The organism is Methylorubrum thiocyanatum (assembly GCA_014138645.1).
GTDB classification, from domain to species: Bacteria; Pseudomonadota; Alphaproteobacteria; order Rhizobiales; family Beijerinckiaceae; genus Methylobacterium; species Methylobacterium thiocyanatum.
This window is the reverse complement of record JACJIB010000011.1, coordinates 144323-165271: the sequence shown is the minus strand read 5'-3', so window position 1 is coordinate 165271 and position 20949 is coordinate 144323. Positions and strand designations below refer to the sequence as shown.

Annotated in this window: 17 protein-coding genes; 9 read left to right on the top strand and 8 right to left on the bottom strand. The window is 71.1% G+C overall.

Annotation, left to right across the window (positions count from 1 at the left end):
* Window positions 1-193: 193 nt before the first annotated feature.
* The 3 genes from HNR51_RS24635 to HNR51_RS24625 form a co-directional block, all read right to left on the bottom strand.
* A complete protein-coding gene (locus HNR51_RS24635; RefSeq protein ID WP_182556688.1) occupies window positions 194-1054 on the bottom strand; it encodes a methionyl-tRNA formyltransferase in 861 nt (286 codons plus the stop codon).
* Window positions 1054-1821, bottom strand: coding sequence for an SDR family NAD(P)-dependent oxidoreductase (locus tag HNR51_RS24630; RefSeq protein WP_182556687.1), 768 nt, complete (start codon window positions 1819-1821; stop codon window positions 1054-1056). The genes HNR51_RS24635 and HNR51_RS24630 overlap by 1 nt, the downstream gene beginning before the upstream one ends.
* A 70-nt stretch (window positions 1822-1891) precedes the next feature.
* Window positions 1892-3199, bottom strand: coding sequence for a capsule polysaccharide biogenesis protein (locus tag HNR51_RS24625; RefSeq protein WP_152277155.1), 1308 nt, complete (start codon window positions 3197-3199; stop codon window positions 1892-1894).
* A gap of 347 nt (window positions 3200-3546) precedes the next feature.
* On the opposite strand from HNR51_RS24625, the gene HNR51_RS24620 reads away from it, so the two are divergent.
* From HNR51_RS24620 to HNR51_RS24605, 4 genes are all read left to right on the top strand, one after another.
* Window positions 3547-5499, top strand: a complete 1953-nt coding sequence (locus HNR51_RS24620) for a capsular polysaccharide export protein, LipB/KpsS family (protein WP_182556686.1) — start codon at window positions 3547-3549, stop codon at window positions 5497-5499.
* Between the two features lie 6 nt (window positions 5500-5505).
* Complete coding sequence (locus tag HNR51_RS24615) at window positions 5506-6987, top strand: LTA synthase family protein (protein ID WP_182556685.1); 1482 nt, start codon at window positions 5506-5508, stop codon at window positions 6985-6987.
* Between the two features lie 182 nt (window positions 6988-7169).
* The gene (locus HNR51_RS24610; RefSeq protein ID WP_182556684.1) at window positions 7170-8342 is read left to right on the top strand and encodes a polysaccharide biosynthesis/export family protein; all 1173 of its coding nucleotides are present in this window, start codon (window positions 7170-7172) and stop codon (window positions 8340-8342) included.
* A 257-nt stretch (window positions 8343-8599) separates the two neighbouring features.
* On the top strand, window positions 8600-9721 hold the full coding sequence (locus HNR51_RS24605; RefSeq protein WP_152277152.1) for a branched-chain amino acid ABC transporter substrate-binding protein: 1122 nt from the start codon (window positions 8600-8602) through the stop codon (window positions 9719-9721).
* An 8-nt stretch (window positions 9722-9729) separates the two neighbouring features.
* Here HNR51_RS24605 and HNR51_RS24600 read toward each other — a convergent pair whose 3' ends face one another.
* Window positions 9730-10305 carry a tyrosine phosphatase family protein gene (locus HNR51_RS24600; RefSeq protein WP_012454354.1) on the bottom strand — a complete coding sequence of 192 codons (576 nt, stop codon included), beginning with the start codon at window positions 10303-10305 and terminating at the stop codon, window positions 9730-9732.
* Between the two features lie 119 nt (window positions 10306-10424).
* On the opposite strand from HNR51_RS24600, the gene HNR51_RS24595 reads away from it, so the two are divergent.
* A complete protein-coding gene (locus tag HNR51_RS24595; RefSeq protein ID WP_182556683.1) occupies window positions 10425-11534 on the top strand; it encodes a TRAP transporter substrate-binding protein in 1110 nt (369 codons plus the stop codon).
* A gap of 538 nt (window positions 11535-12072) precedes the next feature.
* Window positions 12073-13476 carry a deoxyribodipyrimidine photo-lyase gene (locus HNR51_RS24590; RefSeq protein ID WP_182556682.1) on the top strand — a complete coding sequence of 468 codons (1404 nt, stop codon included), beginning with the start codon at window positions 12073-12075 and terminating at the stop codon, window positions 13474-13476.
* Between the two features lie 3 nt (window positions 13477-13479).
* Here the strand turns inward: HNR51_RS24590 and mtgA are convergent, their stop codons facing one another.
* On the bottom strand, window positions 13480-14265 hold the full coding sequence (gene mtgA, locus HNR51_RS24585) for a monofunctional biosynthetic peptidoglycan transglycosylase (RefSeq protein WP_182556681.1): 786 nt from the start codon (window positions 14263-14265) through the stop codon (window positions 13480-13482).
* A gap of 36 nt (window positions 14266-14301) precedes the next feature.
* Here mtgA and HNR51_RS24580 point away from each other — a divergent pair, with 36 nt between their 5' ends.
* A complete protein-coding gene (locus tag HNR51_RS24580) occupies window positions 14302-15264 on the top strand; it encodes a polyprenyl synthetase family protein (protein ID WP_012454350.1) in 963 nt (320 codons plus the stop codon).
* A 6-nt stretch (window positions 15265-15270) separates the two neighbouring features.
* Here the strand turns inward: HNR51_RS24580 and HNR51_RS24575 are convergent, their stop codons facing one another.
* The 3 genes from HNR51_RS24575 to HNR51_RS24565 form a co-directional block, all read right to left on the bottom strand.
* On the bottom strand, window positions 15271-15708 hold the full coding sequence (locus HNR51_RS24575; protein WP_182556680.1) for a thiol-disulfide oxidoreductase DCC family protein: 438 nt from the start codon (window positions 15706-15708) through the stop codon (window positions 15271-15273).
* A complete protein-coding gene (locus HNR51_RS24570; protein WP_012454348.1) occupies window positions 15705-17393 on the bottom strand; it encodes a thiamine pyrophosphate-binding protein in 1689 nt (562 codons plus the stop codon). The genes HNR51_RS24575 and HNR51_RS24570 overlap by 4 nt, the downstream gene beginning before the upstream one ends.
* Before the next feature lie 213 nt (window positions 17394-17606).
* Complete coding sequence (locus HNR51_RS24565; RefSeq protein WP_182556679.1) at window positions 17607-19133, bottom strand: hypothetical protein; 1527 nt, start codon at window positions 19131-19133, stop codon at window positions 17607-17609.
* 241 nt (window positions 19134-19374) lie between these two features.
* On the opposite strand from HNR51_RS24565, the gene HNR51_RS24560 reads away from it, so the two are divergent.
* Window positions 19375-19686 (top strand): hypothetical protein, encoded by a 312-nt coding sequence (locus HNR51_RS24560; protein WP_012454346.1) that lies wholly within the window; start codon window positions 19375-19377, stop codon window positions 19684-19686.
* Between the two features lie 145 nt (window positions 19687-19831).
* Entirely contained in the window at window positions 19832-20941 is a 1110-nt protein-coding gene (gene leuB, locus HNR51_RS24555; RefSeq protein WP_012454345.1) for a 3-isopropylmalate dehydrogenase, read from the top strand.
* Window positions 20942-20949: the final 8 nt, after the last annotated feature.

Genomic DNA, 20949 nt, shown 5'->3' with positions numbered 1-20949 from the left:
GCCACACGCTACGACAAACTCGCCCGAAACTTCGCCTCAGCACTCGCCCTTGCCGCCGTCATTGCCTTCTGGTGCTGATTGAGTCTCGACCCTAGAGCATCATCCCGAAAGGTGGTTTGCGGCTTTCGGAAAAAGATGATGCAAAAACAAAAGCCTAGCGCATCGTGCTGGATCCGATATCCAGCACGATGCGCTAGGCCCTGCGGGACAGCGTCAGCGCGTCCCGCAGATCCTGCGCGTCGGTGAGGAGCCGACCATCCCGGCGCATCCGCGCCAGCAGCGCCCGGTCGGGAAAACCGCGATAGGGCAGCACCGGAGCGGTTCGGCCCGGCGGAATCGCGCCTTCGGCGGCGATATCGCCGAGCACGCGATCGAGCAGGGTCCGGCCGTGCTCGTGCAGGCGCACGGCCGCGCGGGTGGCCGTCGTATCGGCGGGCAGCGCGACCGCCTCCTGCGCCAGGATCGCGCCGGCATCGATCGCGGGCGCGAGGCGGTGGACCGTCACACCGAACTCCCCCTGCCCATCCGCCAGGGCGTGAAGCGTCGGCACCGGGCCGCGATGGAGCGGCAGCAGGCTCGGATGGAGGTTGATTCCGCCGAGCCGCGCCCGCCCGAGCGTCGCTTCGGAAAAAATCTGGTCGAAGTGAAAGGCGACGATCAGGTCGGGCGCGTGCGTCGCGAAGGCGTGGGCCACCTCCGCATCGTTGACGTCATCGACGCGCAGGGTCGGAATGCCGAGGCGGCGGCACAGCGCGGCGAGCGGCGTCGCCTCGGGCATCCCGGCGCTGCCGGCAAGGCGCTGGGTCAGCGGCGCGAGCGGGCGCAGCAGGTCGGGCAGCCCGAAATTGACGCCGAGATAGGGCAGGAAGCCGGGGCCGGACCGGACGAGATGGCGCCGGACCTGACCGATCATCCCGCCGCTCGCCGGCCGCTCGGCGTTGGAGAGCCCGACGAAGGCGATCTTGTCCGCATGATCCGCCAGGAAGCGGCGCACGGCGCGGGCGTTCGGCAGCGCTTCCAGCGCGAACAGGGCGATCCGGGGCGACCACACCATCAGCGCCGCCGCCGGTTGCGGAAGCGGAAGCCGTGCAGGCCGGCGCTGCGTACCCATTCCGGCACCAGCAAGGCGCCGCGGGCGAGCGCGGCGAGAATCGCCGGAAAGGCGATCACGTCCCGGTCCTGCTCCAGCCCGCGGGCGATGCGGGTGGCGGCCTCGTCGGCGCTCATTTCGAGCGGACGCCAGCCCTTGATGACCCCGCCCATCGGTGTCTTGACGTAGCCCGGCGTCACCACGCTGAGGCGCACACCCAGGGGCTTGAGCTTCTGGCGCAAGGCGAGGCCGTGAGCGAGGAGCGCGGCCTTGGCGCCGCTATAGGCCGGTGCATCGGGCAGGGGTGCGTAGGCCGCGAGCGAGGAGATCAGCGCGATCTGCCCCCGGCCGCGTGTGCTCATCAGGCTCACGCAGGGCAACATCACGTTGAGCGCCCCGGTGAAGTTGATGTCGGCCGTCTCGAACGCCGTCGCCTCGGTCTCCAGCCCGCCGGAGGGGTGCCCGCCATTCACCGCGGCGTTGACGATGACGAGGTCGAGGGGCGTCGCCGCGTCGGTCTCGCGGATCCAGGCGCCGACCGCCTCCCGCTCGCGCACGTCGATCAGCCGGGTGCGGACCTCGGCCCCCTGCCCTCGGCAGCCCTGCGCCACCGCCTCCAGCCGCTCCCGGTCGCGGCCCGTGAGCACGAGGCTCGCGCCCGTCGCCGCGTAGAAGCGCGCGAGGGCCGCGCCGATGCCGCTGGAGGCGCCGGTGATGAGGATGACGGGCAAGGATCGGTGTCTTTCCGCAGGGAGCCGGAGCGCGGCCGAAGCCGACTGGGTCCGCTTCGAAGGCCGGCGGTCAATAGGCCGGCGAGAGGCTCGCGTCGCGACCCGCCTGTTCCAGGGCGTCGCGGGCGGCGGCGAGGGAGGCGGGCGGCAGCGCCGCTTCGAGGCGCGGCACGGCCCCGGCCACCGCCCGCTCGATGGCCGGACGGGAGAAGTAACCGCCGTTGATCTGGGTCCGGTGCATGACGACGCGGAAGAAATCCTCCACCAAAGCCCTGTCGGGCGCCTGCGGCGCGCGCCAGAAGGTGTCGATGTCGCCCTGATGCGTCAGCCCCGGCATGTTGTAGACAGCGGAACCGAAGGCCAATGTCGGCCGCCCGCGTTCGAGGGCGAGCATCCCGACGGTGGAATTTACCAGCACGACGCCGCGGCTGCCGTCGATGAGCTTGGGCAGGTCACCGCCGTCGATGAAGTCGAGCCGGTCGTTGCAGCCGTGGCGCTTGGCCGATTGCCGGGCGCGCTTGCGCCAGTTCATGATGCCGCTGTCGAGCGGGTGCAGCTTCACGAGGAGCCGCGTCGGCGCCTCCGAGTGCTTGGCGAACGAGGCGATCACCCGGTCCATGAAGCCCTCGACGCCGAGGAACGGCGAGTGGACGCGGATCTGGTAGTCGCTGTCGAGCTGGAGCGGCAGCAGGAAGTAGTCGGCGTTGATCGCGTGGTAGATCTCGTTGACCCGCGCCGCCTCGCGGCGGGTGCGGCGGCGGCGCACGAACTTCCGAATCCAGCCGGCATATTCGGCCGCGATGTGATTCGGCCGGTGGGTGCGAAAGCCGGGATAGAGGTAGGGAAAGCCGATATTGGCGATGTTGAAGCCGATATCCCAAAGACTGCGCCGGGCCATGTCCCCGGTCAGCGGCATGGCGCGGCCCGGTTGCGGCAGCTTGCGGGCAATCTCGCGGATCTCGTCGGCGCGCTTGGGCAGGGTCGAGTTCCCGTTCACCCCGCCGGCCTCGCAGGTGATCCAGTAGGGCCGGACATAGCCCTCCTCGAACACGTGGATGCGCACGCCCATCGGCTTGGCGACCAGGACCGCCGCCTGATGGTAGGGCCGGCAATCGCCGAACAGGACGATGTCGGTGACGGCATGCTCGCGGAGATAGGCCTCGAGATAGGCCTCCCAGCCGTCGCGCTTGCCGCGATAGTGATCCGCCGCGTGGGGCCAGAACAGCCAATCGCCCGCCGAGAAGTTGATGCGCCGCACGCCGTGGCCGCGCTCGCGCAGGGCGCTGCCGAGCACCGAGAAGAACGGGGAGGCGATCCCCTGCAGGAACAGGAAAGTGGCGGCGCGGGGGCCTATGGCATTGGCACGAGGCTGCGACATTCCCAGGCGCTCAATCCCTAGTCGTGAAGCGATGCGCGTTCCGTCGTCCGTCTGGACGCCTCTCACGGTCCACCGGCCGACGGCAACCACTGCGCGAGACGGCCGGGCGAATTCGTGACCTCCGTTGCCGATCCATCACGCAGCCCCTGCGACGATCGGCCGAAGCACCTCTCGCGCCAGATTACGGCTCCGGTGTGTCGGGCGGAAACTCATCCCCGGGAAAAAGCATTCCGCCGCGGTCCGAGGCAGCGGCCTCATCGGGGCCGGGACGCGGCCCATGCTCGAACCGGCCTGGGCCGCCGTCGAGGCATGGTCTATGGAGCGGGCCTCGCCATGATCGACACGGCATGATCGACCTGCGCCACATCGAGCCGCACGGAGAAACCGGGCTGCCCCGCACCTACCTGCCGCTCGGCAGGCCGGTCCGGCATCTGCGCGCGCAGATCGAGGCGGCCACCGGGGCCTCGCTGAGCTTCCGCACACCGGCTCCCCCGGCGCTCTGGTCGCCGACGGGCGAGGCCGACGGCAAGCCGGTTCTGCGCGTTGCACCCGGTCCCCTTCTCAGCCCCTACGATTCGCCCGAGAGGGGCCTTTCCAGCCTGCGGCTGCGCTATGCCGGTTGCCCGGTCGGGGGTGAACCCCCCTCCCCGGATCTCGGCGATGTCTTGCGGGCACGCGGGCTCACCGGCTCCAACCGCTTCGCCCGTTCCCTGCCGGAGACGGCCGCTGACCTCTTCGCCGGGCCGACGCAACCGGCCCTCGCCCTGATCGATCCGGACACCGCGGCATCACGCGCGTCCGTCCGAGCGTTCCTGACGCGGCTTCTGACCGAGAATCCGGGGACGCGCTTCGTCGCCGCCGGCTCCGAGGGCTGCCCGCCGGACGGGGCGCCCGCCGATCCGCGGCTCACCGTGATTGCAGGCCCGGTCGATCCCCGGCTCCTGTTCCCGCGTGCGGCCTGCATCCACGTGGCGCATTGGGCGGCGGGCGGCGACGCGGTGCTGGCGGGTTTCGAGCCCCATTGCTCCGATCCCACGGCGGGTCCACGCCCGGCGGATGCGGCGGCCTTTCTCGCCCTGCGCTACGGCGCGGGGGTTCACGGCTTCGATCCCTGGACGGGTCGGCCGATCCCGCTTGCGGAGGCGGTGGAGCGGGTAGCGTGGCTGCGCGACCGCTTCCTCGGCAACGACCGCCGCGTCGTCCTCGTCGGCGTTTCCGGCTGGAAGCGCGCGGCCCTCGACGTCTTCGCCACCGGCCCCGCGGGCGCGCCGCTCCACACCATGACGGCGGAGGAGGCGGTGACGCTCGCGCGCCGTCACGGCGGACGGGTCCAGGCCTGGGCGACACGCTGCCCGGAGCCGTTGCCGCGCCTCTGCGCGGAGGCCGGCATCCCCTTCGCACGGATCGAGGACGGCTTTCTGCGCTCGGTCGGGCTCGGCGCGAGCCTTCGGCCGGGCGCCTCCATCGTCGTGGACGACCTCGGCATCTACTACGACCCGCGGGTCGAGAGCCGGCTCGCCCGCACGCTGAAGGAGGCCGAGTTCCCGGCCGGACTGGCTGCTCGCGCCGGTGCCCTGCGGGAATCGATCGTGGCGCGGCGCCTGAGCAAGTACAATGTCGGCCTCGAAGGCGTCGGCGAGGAATGGCCCTCGGACCGGCGGATCGTCCTTGTCCCGGGCCAGGTCGAGGACGACGCCTCGGTGCTCACCGGCTCGCCGCAGGTGCGCGGCAACCTCGCCCTGCTGCGCGCGGCCCGCGCCCGCAACCCGGACGCGTTCCTGCTCTACAAGCCGCACCCCGATGTCGAGGCGGGGTTCCGGCCCGGCGCGATTCCCGAAAACGAGGCTCGGCGCCTCGCCGACCGCGTCGTCGGCGGTCTCTCGATCGTCGATCTGCTCGACCGCTGCCACCACGTCGAGACCATGACCTCGCTGGCAGGGTTCGAGGCGCTGATCCGCGGCCTCACCGTCGCCGTCCATGGCCGCCCGTTCTATGCCGGCTGGGGGCTGACCGAGGATCTGGCCCCCGGCGCCGACCGCGGCCGCACGCTATCCCTCGACGAACTGGTGGCGGGCGCGCTGATCCTCTACCCGCTCTATCTCGACCCGGTGGCGATGAAGCCCTGTACGCCCGAGCACCTGCTCGACCGGCTCAGCGAGGCCCGGGCCGCCGCGCCGCCCTCGCGTCTCGCCCTGGGCGCGGCCCGCCACGCGACGATGCGGCTGCGCTATGCGCTGATCAATCCGATCCTGCGCCGTCTGCGCGCCCGCCGCGGCGTGCGCAGCGAATCCGGCCGCTGACCACGCATGAGTCTCGCGACCCTTCTCGTGCCGCTGGCGGTCGCGCTCGTCGGCGCCTTCGCCATCGAGGCGGCGGCCTCGCCGCAGCGACCGAGCCTGCGAGCGGGCGATCTGGCGATCCGGGCGGCGGGCTACGCACTCATCGCCCTGTTCTGGTTCCAATTCTCGTGGCGGCCCTGGCTCGCCGCCGCGTCCTGCCTGTTGACCCTCGCCATCCTCTCGGTGGTGGACCGGCTGAAGCGCCGCGTGATCGGCGAGCCGGTGGTGTTCAGCGACCTCGCCCTGCTGGCCCAGGTGCCGCGCCACCCGCAGCTCTACTACACCCTGCCGCTCAGCGATCCGCGGATGGCCGGGCCGCTCCTCCTCGGTCTCGCCGCCATCGTCGCGTGGTACGTCCTCGAACCGACGGCGCTCCCCGAGACGGCGGGCGCGTCCATCCTCGCGATCCTCGCCCTGCCGGCGGCGCTCACAGCCCTGGCCTTCTCGGCCCTGACGCCATGGGGCCAGGGGGGTCTGCGCCGCCTCTTCCCCTATCCCGACCTGACCCGCGATGTCGCCCGCTTCGGGCTTGTCGCGACGATGATGGGCTACGCCCTGCGCCGCCTCGGCGAGGACGCTGCGGAGCCACGGCCGGGTGCAACGACAAGCCCCGAAGGTGTGGCCGACGACGAGGTCGTCGTCGTCGTCCAACTCGAATCCTTCCTCGATCCCGCCCGTCTCGGAGGGCCGGACCTCCCGGCGATGGCACGGATCCGGGCGGAGGCGGCGCAGTACGGTCGCCTCGCGGTGCCCGCCCACGGCGCCTACACCATGCGCTCCGAGCACGCCGTTCTCACCGGTCTCGATCCCGACGCCCTCGGTTTCGGCCGGTACGATCCCTACCTCGCCCGCAAGGGTGAGGAGCCGACGAGTCTGGCCCGGCTCGCCCGCGCGGCCGGGTTCGCGACGGTGTTCGTGCACCCCTTTCACCGCGATTTCTTCGACCGGGCGCGGGTGTTCGGCAGGCTCGGCTTCGACCGCCTCGTCATGGAGGAGGATTTTTCCGATGCGCCCCGGGTCGGCCCGTATGTCGGCGACGTCGCCGTCGCCGAGCGCATCCTGGCGGAGGTCGCATCGGGTGCGGGGCGGACCTTCCTGTTCTCCGTCACCATGGAGAATCACGGCCCCTGGAAGCCTGGCCGGCTCGCCGGGATCGACGCGCCTCTGGCGCAGTACCTCCACCACGTCGCCAACACGGGCGCGGCGATCGAGCGGCTGATCGACGGGCTCGCCGGGCGGCGGGCGACACTCTGCGTGTTCGGCGATCACGCCCCCTCGCTGCCGGACCTCCCCCCGCAGGCCTCCGGCCCGGCCGCGACCGACTACGCGCTGTTCCGCTTCGGCCGGGATGGCGGCGCGGCACCGGGGCGGGTCGATCTCACCGCAGCCCAGCTCGGCTGTGTCTTGCGGGCCGCCGTGTCCCCGAATCGAACGGGATTGGGTGGATAAGCGTGGCCGTGCCACGGTGGTGACGCATTGCTGCGTGAGCCCTCGCCGGCCATCGGCGCATCGTGTGCGTCAATCAAGAATCAGGCCGGGGCCAGTGTTCAATGGATCGCAGTGATTGCGCGGCTATCCGGAAGGGAGCGGACGGGACGGCACCGTCCGGCCCGGCTCGAGTGGAGTTTTCCGTGAAGCGCAATGCGGTTCTGGCGATCCTGGCGGCCTCCCTGGCCGTATCGGGGTGCTCGCTCCTGCCGGCCGCGGGCCCGACCACCTCGGCGATCGAGAACGGCGCCGACGTCGCCACCGCCGAGGGCCTGTTCGCCCGCTACGAGATCATCGACGTCACCCCCGCCATCGTCGAGGCCCTGCGCACCCGCCCCCTCGACAGCCTCCTCGTCACCTTCGGCGATCATCGCCCCTCCGTCGAGCCGGTGATCGGCGTCGGCGACTCGGTGGCGGTGCAGGTGTGGGAGGCCGGCTCCGGCGGCCTGTTCTCCGGCCCGCTCGTCGCCGACCGGTTCTCCGCCGGCTCCAAGTCCGCCCTGATTCCCGAACAGGTGGTCGGGCCCGACGGCGGCATCACCGTGCCCTATGCCGGCCGCATCAAGGTCGTCGGCCGCCGTACCCAGGACGTCCAGGCGCTGATCGAGACCGAACTCGCCGGCAAGGCGATCCAGCCGCAGGTGCTCGTCTCCGTCACCAAGCCGGTCTCGCAATCGGTCACGGTCACCGGCGAGGCGGCGACCGGCAAGCGCGTGCCGCTGTCGGGGCGCGGCGACCGGCTGCTCGACGTCATCGCCCAGGCCGGCGGCGTGCGCACGCCGGTGGCCGAGACCTTCGTGCGGCTCTCGCGCGGCAACCGCACCGTCACCGTGCCGATGAGCACCGTGGTCGCCAATCCGCGCGAAAACATCTTCGTGCGCCCCGACGACACGCTGACGCTGGTGCGCGATCCGCAGACCTTCCTGTCGGTGGGCGCGCTCGGCAGCACCACCGAGGTGCCGTTCTCGGCCGAGGGCCTGACGCTGTCGCAGGCGCTCGCCCGCGCCGCCGGCCTGCGCGACTTCCAGGCCGATCCGGCCGGCGTGTTCGTGTTCCGCTACGAGCCGTCGGCGGTGGTGCGGCGGCTGCGGCCGAACTCGCCGCTGCTCGCCTCGCCGCAGGTGCCGGTGGTGTACCGGGTGAACCTGCGTGACGCGCAGGGGCTGTTCCTCACCCAGAGCTTCCGGATGCGCAACCGCGACCTCGTCTACGTGTCGAGTTCGCCGTTTGCGGAACTGGGCAAGGTGCTCGGCGTGTTTTCGACTGTGACCGCCCCGGTCACCGCGGGCGCCTCACTCTACACCGTCACGCGATAGGACGATCGTCCGGGCGGTGCGCGGGTGCGGGCGCACCGCGCCCGCCCCCTCCCCCCGCGAAAGTCCGCCCTGTTTCATCGAGATCTCGACTTGCCAAAGGCCCAGCCCGCGTCATTCCATGCAGCGAATGCGATGTCGGATGCGCGGTCGTGCCGGTCCCGAAGGGGGAGCCGACGCAGGACGGTGGTCCTGACGCACGACAACGGTCCGGACCGGCAGACCTTGGCAACAGGGCAGCGGGCTGGGAAAGAGGCGCCATGACGGTCCGACGCCCCCTCGCCCTCGCTTCGGCCTCTCTCGCGCTGCTGGCCGGGCTCCTCTCGGCCGCCCCGGCCGCAGCGGAGGTCAAGGTCGGCGTCGCAGTGCCGCGCACGGGGCCCTACGTGACCGTCGGCGAGCAGGTTCTGCGCGGCGTCGAGGCGGCGGCCAAGGACGCCAACGCCCGGGGCGGCATCAACGGCGAGCCCATCGTGCTCGACGTGCAGGACGATTCCTGCGATTCGAATCAGGCAGTCGCCGTCGCCAACCACTACGTGAATTCGGGCGTGCGGCTCGTTGTGGGCCACGTCTGCTCGAACGCCTCGCTCGCCGCCTCCGACGTCTACGCCGCCAACGGGATCGTGATGATCACCGCGGCCTCCGTCGCCGCCAAGCTGACCGATCGCGGCCTGCCGACGATCTTCCGGGTCTGCGGCCGGGACGACGACCAAGCCAAGCTCTCCGCCGCGATCCTCGCCGAGCGCTTCCGCGACCGGAGGATCGCCATCCTCAGCGACCTGTCGCCGGCTTCGCGCACGCTTGCGGCGGCGACCAAGGACAACCTCAACCGCATCGGCGTGAACGAGGCGATGTCCACCGCCTTCCAACCGACCGATGCGGACGATGCGGCGCTCGCCGACCGGCTGAAGGCGGCGGGGATCGACGTCGTCTATTACGGCGGCGACGCGCAGGAGATGGGCCGCTTGGTCCGCATCGCGGCCGAGCGGGGCTTTCGCCCGCAATGGTTCGGCACCTCGGCCATCGCCACGCCGGATTTCGCCAAGATCGCCGGACCGGCGAGCAACGGCGTGCTGATGACCTTCTATCTCGATCCGAGCCGCAAGCCCGAGGCGCAGGGGGTGGTGGCCGCCTTCAAGGCGCAGGGGATCGAGGCGGACGGGTCGATGATCTACGGCTACGCCGCGCTCCAGGCGCTGGTGGAGGCCGGCAACTTCGCCCGCAGCACGGAGCCCGGGCCGATCGCCAAGGCCCTGCACGGCGAGCGCTTCGATCTGGTGCTCGGCCCCGTCGGCTTCGATGCCAAGGGCGACATCACCGCCCAGGGCTACGTGCTCTACGTCTGGCGCGACGGCAATTTCACCCCGGCCAAATCGAACTGAACCGAGGTTCAGTCGCGCAGGGCCGCCTCCACCTCGGCGCCGCGGCCGAGGTCGCGCATCACCTGATCGAGATGCGGGCGCTTGCGCAGTTGCAGGCCGTGCAGGCGGCGTACCGCCTCGTTGAGGCTGCCCCCCCGCCCCAGCATCTCGTCGGCAAACGCGATCATCCGCGCGTTCGGCCATGCCTTTTCGCGCTGGGCGTGGAGGCGGGCGATGAGATCCTCGGCCGGCGTCTCCGGCTCGGCCTCGGCGAACAGCGTCGCCAGCGCCGCGGTCGAGCGCGAGATGCCGACATGGCAGTGGACGAGGATGTGGATCTCGCCGCCATCGGCGATGGCGTCCCGGCCGAAGGCCAGGATCTTCTCGATATCCTCGCGCTCCGGCAGGACGACGCCCGGCGCCGGCTCGATGGCGTCGTGGAAGCGAAGGATGGTACGACGGTGCGTGCCGTAGGCGCCGAACGCCTCCGGATCCGCCCGGTCCGGATCGAGGATCGACAGGACGTGGCTGACGCCGCGAGCCTGATGCTCGACGAGCTCGTCGAGGCCGCAGACGGTGTGGAGGCTGAGCTTCTCGGTGTTCACGCCGAGCCTGCTAGCACGGCGGCGCGCGGGAGGCGACGGGGCCTGCCCCAGTTTCCCGATGACCGCCTTCACGTGTATGGCAACGGTCGGCCAGCGTATCGGGACGACCCGGGAGATCCATGTCAAACACCCTGCCACGCCGCGCCGTGCTGACCGCCGGCCTCGGCGCCGGACTCGGCGCCGCCGGGGGGCTCGCGAGCCCCGCCCGGGCTCAGCAGGCCGCGCCCGAGCTGCGCTGGCGCCTGACCTCGGGCTATGCGCGCAGCCTCGATATCCTGTTCGGCGCCTCGGAGAGCCTCGCGAAGGCGGTGGCCGAGGCGACCGACGGGCGCTTCCAGATCCAGGTTTCGGCCGCGGGCGAGTCGATCCCCGCCGACGGACTGCTCGACGCGGTGGGGGGCGGCAAGTCCGAGATGGGCCACGCCCCGGCCAGCTTCGGCATGGCCAAGAACCCGGCCTTCGCCCTGGCGACCGCCCTGCCGTTCGGGCTCAACGCCCGAGGCCAGAACGCATGGTGGCTTCAGGGCGGTGCGGCCGAGCTGTTCGCCGAGATCTTCGCGAAGAACGGGTTGGTGGCGCTGCCCGGCGGCAATACCGGGGCGCAGATGGGCGGCTGGTTCCGCAAGGAGATCAAGACGGTCGCCGACCTCCAGGGGCTCAAGCTGCGCGTCGGTGGGCTCGGTGCCACGGTGCTGGCCAAGCTCGGCGCCTCGGTGCAGGCGACGCCGGGGCCGGAGATCTACGCCGCGCTGGAAAGCAAGGCGCTCGACGCGGCCGAGTGGATCGGCCCGCACGACGACGAGAAGCTCGGCCTCCAGAAGGTGGCGCCGATCTACCACTATCCCGGCTTCTGGGAGGGTGGCGCGCTCCTGCATTTCTGGATCAATGCCGAGGCCTGGAAGGCTTTGCCGAAGACTTACCGCGCCATCCTCCAGGGCGCGGCGGCCCAGGTGAACGCCGAGGTCCAGGCTCGCTACGATGCGCGCAATCCCCAGGCCCTGCGCCGGCTCGTTTCGGGCGGGGCGCAACTCCGTCCCTTCCCGCAGGACCTGATGGAAGCTGCCTTGAAGGCCTCGAACGAGGTCTATGCCGACCTCTCGGCCAAGAACCCGGATTTCAAGCGGATCTACGACGCGATGAAGACCTTCCGGAACGAGGAGTACCTCTGGTTCCAGGTCGCGGAATACACCTACGACAACTTCATGATCCGCGCCCGCGCCCGCGGATGACCTGCGCGAGCTTCGGGACAAAAAAAAGCCGCCCGTGAAGAGCGGCCCGAAGTCTAGGGAGGAAACGCCCAAGGAGGGCAGCGGGAGGCGGACGCCGTCCGCGTTCCCGCAATGCACAAAATGATCCTTGCCCGGAATTTTGCAAGCCGCTTGGCCGGCTATGAGGCCTCTCGCGCGTGTGCAGGCACACGTCGCTCGATGTCTGTCACTGAAATGCCGCAGGCGCCGTGGCGGCTCGATTGCAGTGATCGCGGCGATTGTCGCAATAGACGGACGCGCGCAATCTGGTCTTCGTACGTGTCACATCCTTGAAACCACTTGCAATTTCTGATCCGGCGGACGGCACAGCGGGGGGCTGCCGGGCCATGGCGATGCAACAGCATGCAACGTTTGCCGCCCTGGCGCATTCCCTGCCCCGATGGGCTGTCCGCCCCGCCCCGCCAACGGGCCAGCCCCGAATCAGCCTGCCGGGATCGACGCGCCGGGCAGCCCCGGTGGCGCCGGCCGGGATGGGCCGAAACGGGGGCGTATTCGACCGATGGCGATTCAACCGGCCCGCATCCGGGTTCTGAACGACGAGCCGCCGCGCGAGGATGCCGACATCGTGCTGTACCTGATGCAGCAGGCGATGCGTGTTCCGTTCAACCCGGCCCTGGAACTGGCGATCGAGGAAGCCAACCGCCTCAAGCTTCCGCTCCTCGTCTGCTTCGGCCTGCTCGACGGCGCCAACGGCTTTCCCGAGGCCAATGCCCGGCACTACGCCTTCTTGCTGCAGGGGCTCGCCGACGCGGCGGCCGCCCTCGAAAGGCGCGGCATCGCCTTCCTCGTGCGCCGGGGGACGCCGGCGCAGGTCGCCATCGACCTCTCGGAGAAGGCCGCCCTGCTGGTGCTCGATCGCGGCTATCTCGCGATCCAGAAGGACTGGTACGGCGCGATCGAGCGCGAGGCGAAATGCCGGGTCGTCCAAGTGGAAGGCGACGTGGTGGTGCCGGTCGAAACCGCCTCGGCCAAGCACGAATACGCCGCGCGCACCCTGCGCCCGAAGCTCCAGAAGCTGTGGGACGATTATCTCGAACCGCTGGAGCCGCGAGCGGTCGATCATCCCGCCAAGGAGCTGATCGAGAGGCTGAAGCTGAAGGACGGGCTCGACGTCTCGGACCCGGACAAGCTCCTCGCGAAACTGAAGCTCGACACCACGGTCGGCCCGGTGAAGCGCTTCCGCGGCGGCCATACCGAGGCGGCCGAACGCCTCAACAGCTTCCTGAAGGACGCGTTCGCCGGCTACGGCGCCGGCCGTAACAAGCCCGAGGCCGGAGCGGCCTCGCATATGAGCCCCTACCTGCATTTCGGTCACATCTCGCCGGTCGAGATCGCGCTGGCGATCCGCGCCGCCGAGGGTGCCGACCGCGACGACCGCTCGGCCTATCTCGAAGAGCTGATCGTCCGCCGCGAGCTGGCGATGAACCACGTCTTCCACACCGAGGGCTACGACGACTACGCCCGCGCCGTGCCCGAATGGGCGCGCAAGACGCTGGCCGAACACGCCGACGACGCGCGTCCCAAGCTCTATTCGGAAGAGGCGTTGGCGGAGGGCAAGACCCACGACCATTACTGGAACGTCGCCATGCGCGAGATGCGCGAGACCGGCTACATGCACAACCAGCTGCGCATGTATTGGGGCAAGAAGATCCTCGAATGGTCGCCCTCGCCGGAGGAGGCCTTCGCCCGGACGCTGCGGCTCAACAACCGCTACTTCCTCGACGGGCGCGACGCGAACTCCTTCACCAACGTCGCCTGGATCTTCGGTCTGCACGACCGCCCCTGGCAGACCCGCCCGATCTTTGGAAGCGTGCGCTATCAGAGCGAAAATTCGCTCCGGAAGTTCGATGCGAAAGCTTACGAGCAGGCGGTGACGCGGCTCTGCGCGGCGGAGACGGGCTGAGGCTCAGCGCTTCAAACACCCCATCAACCCGTCCACCTGCCCCATCCGGCTCTGGATGCGGCCGGCGATCGCCCTCACGCCGCGGGTCGGCTTGCCGGCGCTGCGCAGGATCGGGTTCGGCAGGACCGCGGCGAGGAGCGCGGCCTCGCCCCGGGACAGGTCGCGGGCGCTCTTGCGGAACCAATGGCGGGCGGCGGCCTCGACACCGAAGATCCCCTCCCCCCATTCGGCGACGTTGAGATAGATCTCCATCGTCCGGCGCTTGCCCCAGACCGCATCGGCCAGCACCGCCAGCGGGATTTCCAGACCTTTCCGGATGTAGGAGCGGCCGGGCCAGAGGAAGACGTTCTTGACCGTCTGCATGGTGATGGTGGAGGCGCCGCGGCTCGGGCCCTCCTCGTCGTCCACCACCTCGCGCAACGCGCCCCAATCGACGCCGTTATGCAGGCAGAAGCGCTGGTCCTCGGACGCCATCACCGCCTGGACGAGGGCCGGGGCGATCGCCTCCAGGGGCACGCTGTTCCGCTGCGCCCCCTGAAGCGTCAACCATCGACCGAGCATCAGGGTTGAGGGCGGGGTCACCACGCTATAGACGAGCGCGAGCGTGAGCGTGAAGGCAAGAATGGCAATGGGAGCGAGGGTGATCAGGGTCGCGGCGCGCCGCAGCCCGGTTCGACGCCTCGGAGCGGGCGTCCGCGCCGCGGAGGCCCTCGCGAGAGGCCTCGGCGCCGGAATCCGTCGCGGGTCGCGCCCGTGCCGTTCCGCCTCGCTCTCCTCCGGCACCGCCACCTCGCGTCCGCCCCTCCCCGATCCAGGCCCCTTCCGATGACCTCAACGCAGGCTTCCCACCCCTCGGTCAAGGCGGACGCCTATACGGGTGACTTTACCCACAGGCTGGCGGGGGTCGCCGACACCGTCGAGACCTTCCTCGTCGATCTGCTCGGCCCGACCCTGCAGACGGGCGAGATCGCCCGGCCGCCCCGGCTGATGGAGGCGATGCGCCACGCCGTGCTCGGCGGCGGCAAGCGCCTGCGGCCCTTCCTCGCCATCGAGACCGCACGGATGCTCGGCGGGGCCGAGGATGCGGCGCTCGCGGCCGGTGCCGGCGTCGAACTCGTCCACTGCTACAGCCTCGTCCACGACGACCTGCCGGCCATGGACGACGACGACCTGCGCCGCGGCAAGCCCACCGTCCACAAGGCCTACGACGAGGCAACCGCGATCCTCGTCGGCGACGCCCTCCAGACGCTGGCCTTCGAGGTCACCGCCGATCCGCGCTGGCAGCCCGATCCCATGATCCGGGCGGAGCTGGTGCTCGGGCTCGCCCGCGCCTCCGGCCTCGGCGGCATGGTCGGCGGCCAGCTCCTCGATCTCTCGGCAGAAGGGCGCTTCGGCCCGGCCGACATGGACATCGACGACACCCTGCGGATGCAGGCGATGAAGACCGGCGCGATCCTCGCCTTCTCCGTCGAGGCCGGGGCGCTGGTCGGCGGCGCGGGCGCGGAGGAGCGGGCCGCGCTGCTGCGCTACGGCAAGGCGCTCGGCCAGGCCTTCCAGGTCGCCGACGACATCCTCGACCGCGAGGCCTCGCCGGAAGCCATGGGCAAGGCCACCGGCAAGGACAAGGATGCCGGCAAGGCGACCCTGGTCGACCGCCTCGGCCTCGACGGCGCGCGGGCCGAATGCGACCGGCTGGTGGCGCTGTGCGAGGAGGCCGTCGCCCCCTGGGGCGCGCGGGCACAGGTGCTCAAGGACGCGGCCCGCTTCACGGTCGCCCGCAAGGCGTGATCGCTCCTATGGCGGGAGCGGCGTGTCCGCCGGCTTGACGCCATGGAAACGGTGCCGCTGCTCCGGCGGCACCCGGGCGCAATCCGCGCGCCGCCCGAACAGGCGGCTGCGGTTGCGCGCGACAAGGCCGTAGAGGCGGTCGCGCAGCGGCTTCGGCACGATCCCGAACAGCCTGACCCAGCGCCACGGCGCCTTGAGATGCCGCGCCACGGCGAGCGCGGCATCCGAGCGGGTCAGCGCCCGGCCGCCCTCGACCAGCAGGGCGGTGCCGTTCAGATCCGCGGCGGTGAAGCCGTGACGCGCAGCCAGCGCAAGCCCCTCGGCGGACCACGCGCCCATGAAGTGCAGGCTCGCCTCGCGCTCATGCGCCAGCACGAACCGCACCGTTCCGGCACAGAGCACGCAATCCGTGTCGAAGACGAGAGTCGGCGGCGAATCCGTCACGCCGCGCTGACCACCACTTCCACGAGGTTCGGCCGCCCCGAACGGATCCCCGCCTCGACCGCCCCGGCGATGTCGCCGGCCCGCTCGATCCGCCGCGACGGCACGCCCATCGATGCGGCGAGCGCCAGGAAATCGATGCGCGGCTCGGTCAGGTCCATGGCGATGAAGCGGTTCGCCCGCACCGAGGCGTAGTGCGTCTGCGATTTCATGAACTGCTTCAGGATGTTGTACTCGGCGTTGTTAATCACCACGAAGGTCACCGGCAGCCCCTCATGCGCGGCGGTCCACAGCGCCTGGGGCGAGTACATCGCCGCGCCGTCGCCGACGATGCAGACCACCGGCGCCCGGTCGAGCCCGAGGGAGTAGCCGACCGAGGCCGGCATGCCCCAGCCCAGCACGCCGCCGCGGATCGATGAATATTGCCGCGTCCAGGTGCTGTGCAGAAACGTGCGCAGATGCCCGAGGGTCGCGGGCGCCTCATCGACGATGGCGACGTCGGAGCCGACGGCGCGGGCGATCTCCGAAGCGGCGACGAGGGGATGGATCACCGGATCGGCAAAGGCCGCTTCCACCTTGGCCGCCAGAGCCGCGCGCCGGGCGTCGTAGGCCACCACCGCCGCCTCGCGCCGACGCGCATAGGCCTCCGCCCGCGGCGCCACCCGCGCCTCCAGCAGCGGCAGCAGTACGTCGAGGGAGGCCCCGACATTGCCGACGGTCGAGAGATGCGTCGCATAGGTGCGCCCGAGGTCGCGCGCATCGGCCGAGAGCTGGAACACCTCGGTGCCGGGCGGCACCGCCGACCCCTCCGTATAGAGCACGGTGATCAGGGACTTGCCGCCGAGCGCGAACACGGCGTCGTACTGGCCGAGGATCTCGGCGATGCCGCTCGCCTTGGTCGGCAGATTGCCCATCCAGAGCGGATGGGCGGTGGGGAACGGGATGTGCGCCGGCCAGGAGGCGCCGTAGACCGGTGCCGCCAGGATGTCGGCGAGCCGCACCGCCTGCTCCGACGCGTCGCTCGCATCGACCTCGTCGCCGGCGATCAGGGCCAGCCGCCCGGGGGCGAAGGCGGCCAACCGGTCCGCGAGCCGGTCGAGGGATCCGGCCACGGCGCGGTGGTCGATGGTCGAGATCTCGCCGAGCGGCGCGTCGGTCATCGCCTCCATCACGTCCATGGGCAGGGACAGGAAGACCGGACCGGACGGGGCGGCCATGCAGTCGTTGAAGGCGCGGCGCAGGAGGATCGAGAGCTGGTTGGCGTGGGTGACCTCCCGCGCCCATTTCACCGTCGGGCCCGCGATCGTCGTCAGGTCGCCGAACAGCAGCGGATCGGTGAGGACGTGCCGCGAATCCTGCTGGCCCGCCGTCACCACCAGCGGCGTGCCGGAGATCTGGGCGTTGAGCAGGTTGCCCATGCCGTGGCCGAGACCGCCGGCGGTGTGCAGGTTGAGAAATCCGGGCCGTCGCGCCGCCTGGGCATAGCCGTCGGCCATGGCGACCGCGCTCGCCTCCTGCAGCGCCAGGACGTAGGCGATGTCGGGTGCGTCCGTCAGGGCGTCGATCAGGGGCAGCTCGGTCGTGCCCGGATTGCCGAAGACGTAGCGCACCCCCTGGCTGCGCAGCACCTCCACCAGCACGTCGGCGCCGCGCCGCCCGGCCAGGGAGTCGAGTGTCGTGACCGTCATGGTCTCCTCCTAACGCGCGTCCGAACCCCTGGAACCAACGCGTACCGCCCGCGCCGGAGCGATCCCCGGCCCGCCGCTGAGCGCGAGGCTCGTAGGATCGACGGCGGGACCGGGGACATCCATCCCTCTGTCGAACGACCGCCAGGAAGCGACCGGCAGGAATCGAACGCCAGGAATCGTCAGGGGTCGGGGGCCAAGGCCACGGTCAGAGGCTCAGGGAGCGGCAGCGCGCGGCCGCACCGTCCACGTCGCCCAGTAGACCGGCCGCCCGTAGAGGGAGGAGGCGTCGCTGCCGTCGATCCGCGGCGCCCGGCGATCGAGCCAGGTCAGGAAGCCGCCCTTGTCGGGGTAGATCGCGGGCGTGTCGAGATTGCCGTAGCGGTCGGTCATCCAGCCGAAGCCGTCACGGGTGAAGCGCCCGAGCGCATCGCCCCCGGAACGCAGGCCGAGATAGGCGGTGGAATGGCCGGCGGCGACGGGGTCGGAATAGAGCGTCAGGGCGGTGATGCTGCCCGGCGAGAGGTCGGCGGTGTAGTGCAGGCAGATGTCGGCCACCGGCCCGCCCGAGACCGTGACCGGCCGCGAGCAGGAATAGGCGACGGCCCAGCGGTCCATGCCCCGCGCCTTGGCGACGCGCATTTCGGTCTCGGCGGGCAGGCTCTCGATCAGCGTCACCGGCGGCGACCACGTGCGCTCCGCCAGCGGGTCGCGGCTGGTGCGCATGTAGAGCGCCATACGCCGCTTGGCTCGCGGCGCGTCGCAATCGCTCGGCACCACGTCGGTGTAGAAGTAGTGGTAGACCCGATCGACCACGCTGATCGAGCCGGTCAGGCCGCGGGCCTCGAAGCCCGGCGCGGCGCAGTTGCCGACGATCGGCTTGCCGGTCTCGTCGAGCACCGGGGCCGGTCGCATCGCCGCCGGCCGGCCGCGGCCGCGCCGCCGGCCCCTCTCCTCAGCCGGGGGCGCCCCGAACGGCCGCCACTCGGTGCCGGGATCGGCCTCCACGCGCAGGTCGAGCCCCTGGAAATCGTAGGTGCGCGCCTGGACCAGCACCCGGCGGCGGCCCTCTCCCGACGGCTCGGTCGCGGTGGCGAGGATGGCGTAGTACGGGTCCCCCGCCCAATCGCGCCCGGCCACCATCATGGCATTGCCCGACGGATCGTCCTCCGGCGCGGGCGCCTGGGCGCGGAAGGTCATCTTCTCCTGCGACGTGTCCCCTTGCCCGGCCTCGCGCGCCGCCCGGCGGGCCTCCCGCCGCGCCTGCCGGCTTGCCCGGCTGCGGCGCCGCGGCGGCTCGGCCCGCGCCGGACCGGCACCCTCGAGCCCCTCGCTCCAGAAGCGCGGATCGGTCGGCGGCAGGATCGTTGCCAGCGTCTCGATCTGCCGGCCGATGCGCACCGCGCCGCCGACCGCCGGATCGGCGGCGCGCAGGTCGGCCGGACAGGCCTCCTCGCCGCGGCGCGCGCCCGGACGGCTCGCCTGACGCGGCGGCTCGGCCCGGTAGATCACCTGAAGCGGGCCCGGCGGGCCGGTATCCTTCAGGCGCAGGATCTGCACGTCGTGGACGAAGCGGCAGGGCGGCGGGACGGCATAGACGCCCTCGGCCTCGTCCGCCGAGCGGCAGATCTCCAGGGCATTGCCGCCCGTGACGTAGCAGGCGCTGTTGCCGCCGCGGGTCGCGCCGGCCTGCGCCGGCAGCGCGGCGGCGAGGATCAGCGCCGCCATCGGCGGCAGCGCCATTCCGGAAACGGATCTGCAGGGGCGGCGGGCCGCTCGGCGGGATGGGTCGAAGGGGAGGAAGTGTCGTCTAATCACGGCCGTACCTTAGAACATCGGCGTCCCGAGGGGAGACCGGCGCATGCGCCGATGCACAGCCCAGTCGGGGCGCCGGCTTGGACGGAACCAAACGATCCAGTGAAACGATTGGCTCACCAAAACCGGATTATCCTGTGCCTCCGATCGTTCGAGAGGGCCTCCATCGATGAGCAGCGGTCTTTCCGCACCACCCGCCGGCCTGTCGGAGGTCTCGCGCCTCGCGACGCTCCTGGCCGACCAAGCGCTCGATGCGCAGATCATGAGCCGTCCGATCCCCGACGATCAGATCCAGGCCCTGCTCGACGCCGCGGTGCTGCTGGACGAGTACGGCCAGGAACTGCCGCCGCTGCTCGGGCAGATCGTGCACGAGATCGGCACCTCCGCCCCGGATCGGGCGAGCCGTCGGCGCGAGGAGGACGAGGTCGGGCGCATGGCCTGGATGCTGCGCCCGTTCCGCTCGGCCAAGCGGGCGGGCTGACGGGCGGGCTGACGGCGCCGGGGTCTCGAGGGAGCCGCGCGGCGGGCTTGCCGTGGACTTGCGGCCGCCAAGCCGCGCCGATAGAGCCCCCGGGCACGATGCGCCCCTGCGCGGGGCGCCGCGCGAACAGCCCGGAGCCCGCCCCATGACCACTTACAAGCTTCTGCTCCTGCCCGGCGACGGCATCGGCCCCGAGGTGATGGCCGAGGTCGAGAAGGTCGTCGGCTGGCTCAAGCGCGCCGGCCTCGCCGATTTCGAGACCGAGCGCGACCTCGTCGGCGGCGCGGCGATCGACGTCCACGGCAAGCCCCTCGCCGACGAGACGCTCGCCCGTGCCGACGCGGCGGATGCGATCCTGCTCGGCGCGGTCGGCGGGCCGAAGTGGAACGGTGTCGCCTACGACATCCGCCCCGAGGCCGGGCTGCTGCGCCTGCGCAAGGATCTGGGCCTGTTCGCCAACCTGCGCCCGGCGATCTGCTACCCGGCGCTCGCCGACGCCTCGGCGCTGAAGCGCGAGCTGGTCGAGGGTCTCGACATCATGATCGTGCGCGAACTCACGGGCGGCGTCTATTTCGGCGAGCCGAAGGAGATCACCACCCTTGAGGACGGCTCGAAGCGGGCGGTCGATACGCAGGTCTACACCACCGCCGAGATCGAGCGGATCGCGCATGTGGCCTTCGACCTCGCCCGCAAGCGCTCGGGCCGGGTCGCCTCGGCCGAGAAGAACAACGTGATGAAGACCGGCGTCCTGTGGAAGGACGTCGTGACGAAGGTCCATGCCGAGCACTACGCCGAGGTGGAGCTGGAGCACGTGCTCGCCGACAACTGCGCCATGCAGCTCGTGCGGCGCCCCAAGCAGTTCGACGTTCTCGTGACCGACAACCTGTTCGGCGACGTGCTCTCGGACGTCGCGGCGATGCTCACCGGCTCGCTCGGCATGCTGCCCTCGGCCTCGCTCGGCGCGACCGACGCCCGCGGAACCCGCAAGGCGCTCTACGAGCCGGTGCACGGCTCGGCGCCCGACATCGCCGGAAAGGGTTTTGCGAACCCGATCGCGATGATCGGCTCGCTCGCCATGTGCCTGCGCTACTCCTTCGGTCTGGGGGAGGCCGCCGACCTCGTCGAGGGCGCGATCACCCGCGCGCTCGCCGCGGGCGCCCGCACCCGCGACATCGTCGGCGAGGGCCAGACCCCGATCAGCACCGCCGAGATGGGCGACGCGATCCTGCGCGAGCTGGAGACGCAGGCCGGCTGAGGGCCGTT

Coding starts and splice junctions, on each gene's coding strand:
- HNR51_RS24635 (WP_182556688.1), bottom strand. CDS start 1,054: ATGGTGTGGTCGCCCCGGATCGCCCTGTTCGCGCTGGAAGCGCTGCCG.
- HNR51_RS24625 (WP_152277155.1), bottom strand. CDS start 3,199: ATGTCGCAGCCTCGTGCCAATGCCATAGGCCCCCGCGCCGCCACTTTC.
- HNR51_RS24620 (WP_182556686.1), top strand. CDS start 3,547: ATGATCGACCTGCGCCACATCGAGCCGCACGGAGAAACCGGGCTGCCC.
- HNR51_RS24615 (WP_182556685.1), top strand. CDS start 5,506: ATGAGTCTCGCGACCCTTCTCGTGCCGCTGGCGGTCGCGCTCGTCGGC.
- HNR51_RS24605 (WP_152277152.1), top strand. CDS start 8,600: ATGACGGTCCGACGCCCCCTCGCCCTCGCTTCGGCCTCTCTCGCGCTG.
- HNR51_RS24595 (WP_182556683.1), top strand. CDS start 10,425: ATGTCAAACACCCTGCCACGCCGCGCCGTGCTGACCGCCGGCCTCGGC.
- HNR51_RS24590 (WP_182556682.1), top strand. CDS start 12,073: ATGGCGATTCAACCGGCCCGCATCCGGGTTCTGAACGACGAGCCGCCG.
- HNR51_RS24580 (WP_012454350.1), top strand. CDS start 14,302: ATGACCTCAACGCAGGCTTCCCACCCCTCGGTCAAGGCGGACGCCTAT.
- HNR51_RS24570 (WP_012454348.1), bottom strand. CDS start 17,393: ATGACGGTCACGACACTCGACTCCCTGGCCGGGCGGCGCGGCGCCGAC.
- HNR51_RS24565 (WP_182556679.1), bottom strand. CDS start 19,133: ATGGCGCTGCCGCCGATGGCGGCGCTGATCCTCGCCGCCGCGCTGCCG.
- HNR51_RS24560 (WP_012454346.1), top strand. CDS start 19,375: ATGAGCAGCGGTCTTTCCGCACCACCCGCCGGCCTGTCGGAGGTCTCG.
- leuB (WP_012454345.1), top strand. CDS start 19,832: ATGACCACTTACAAGCTTCTGCTCCTGCCCGGCGACGGCATCGGCCCC.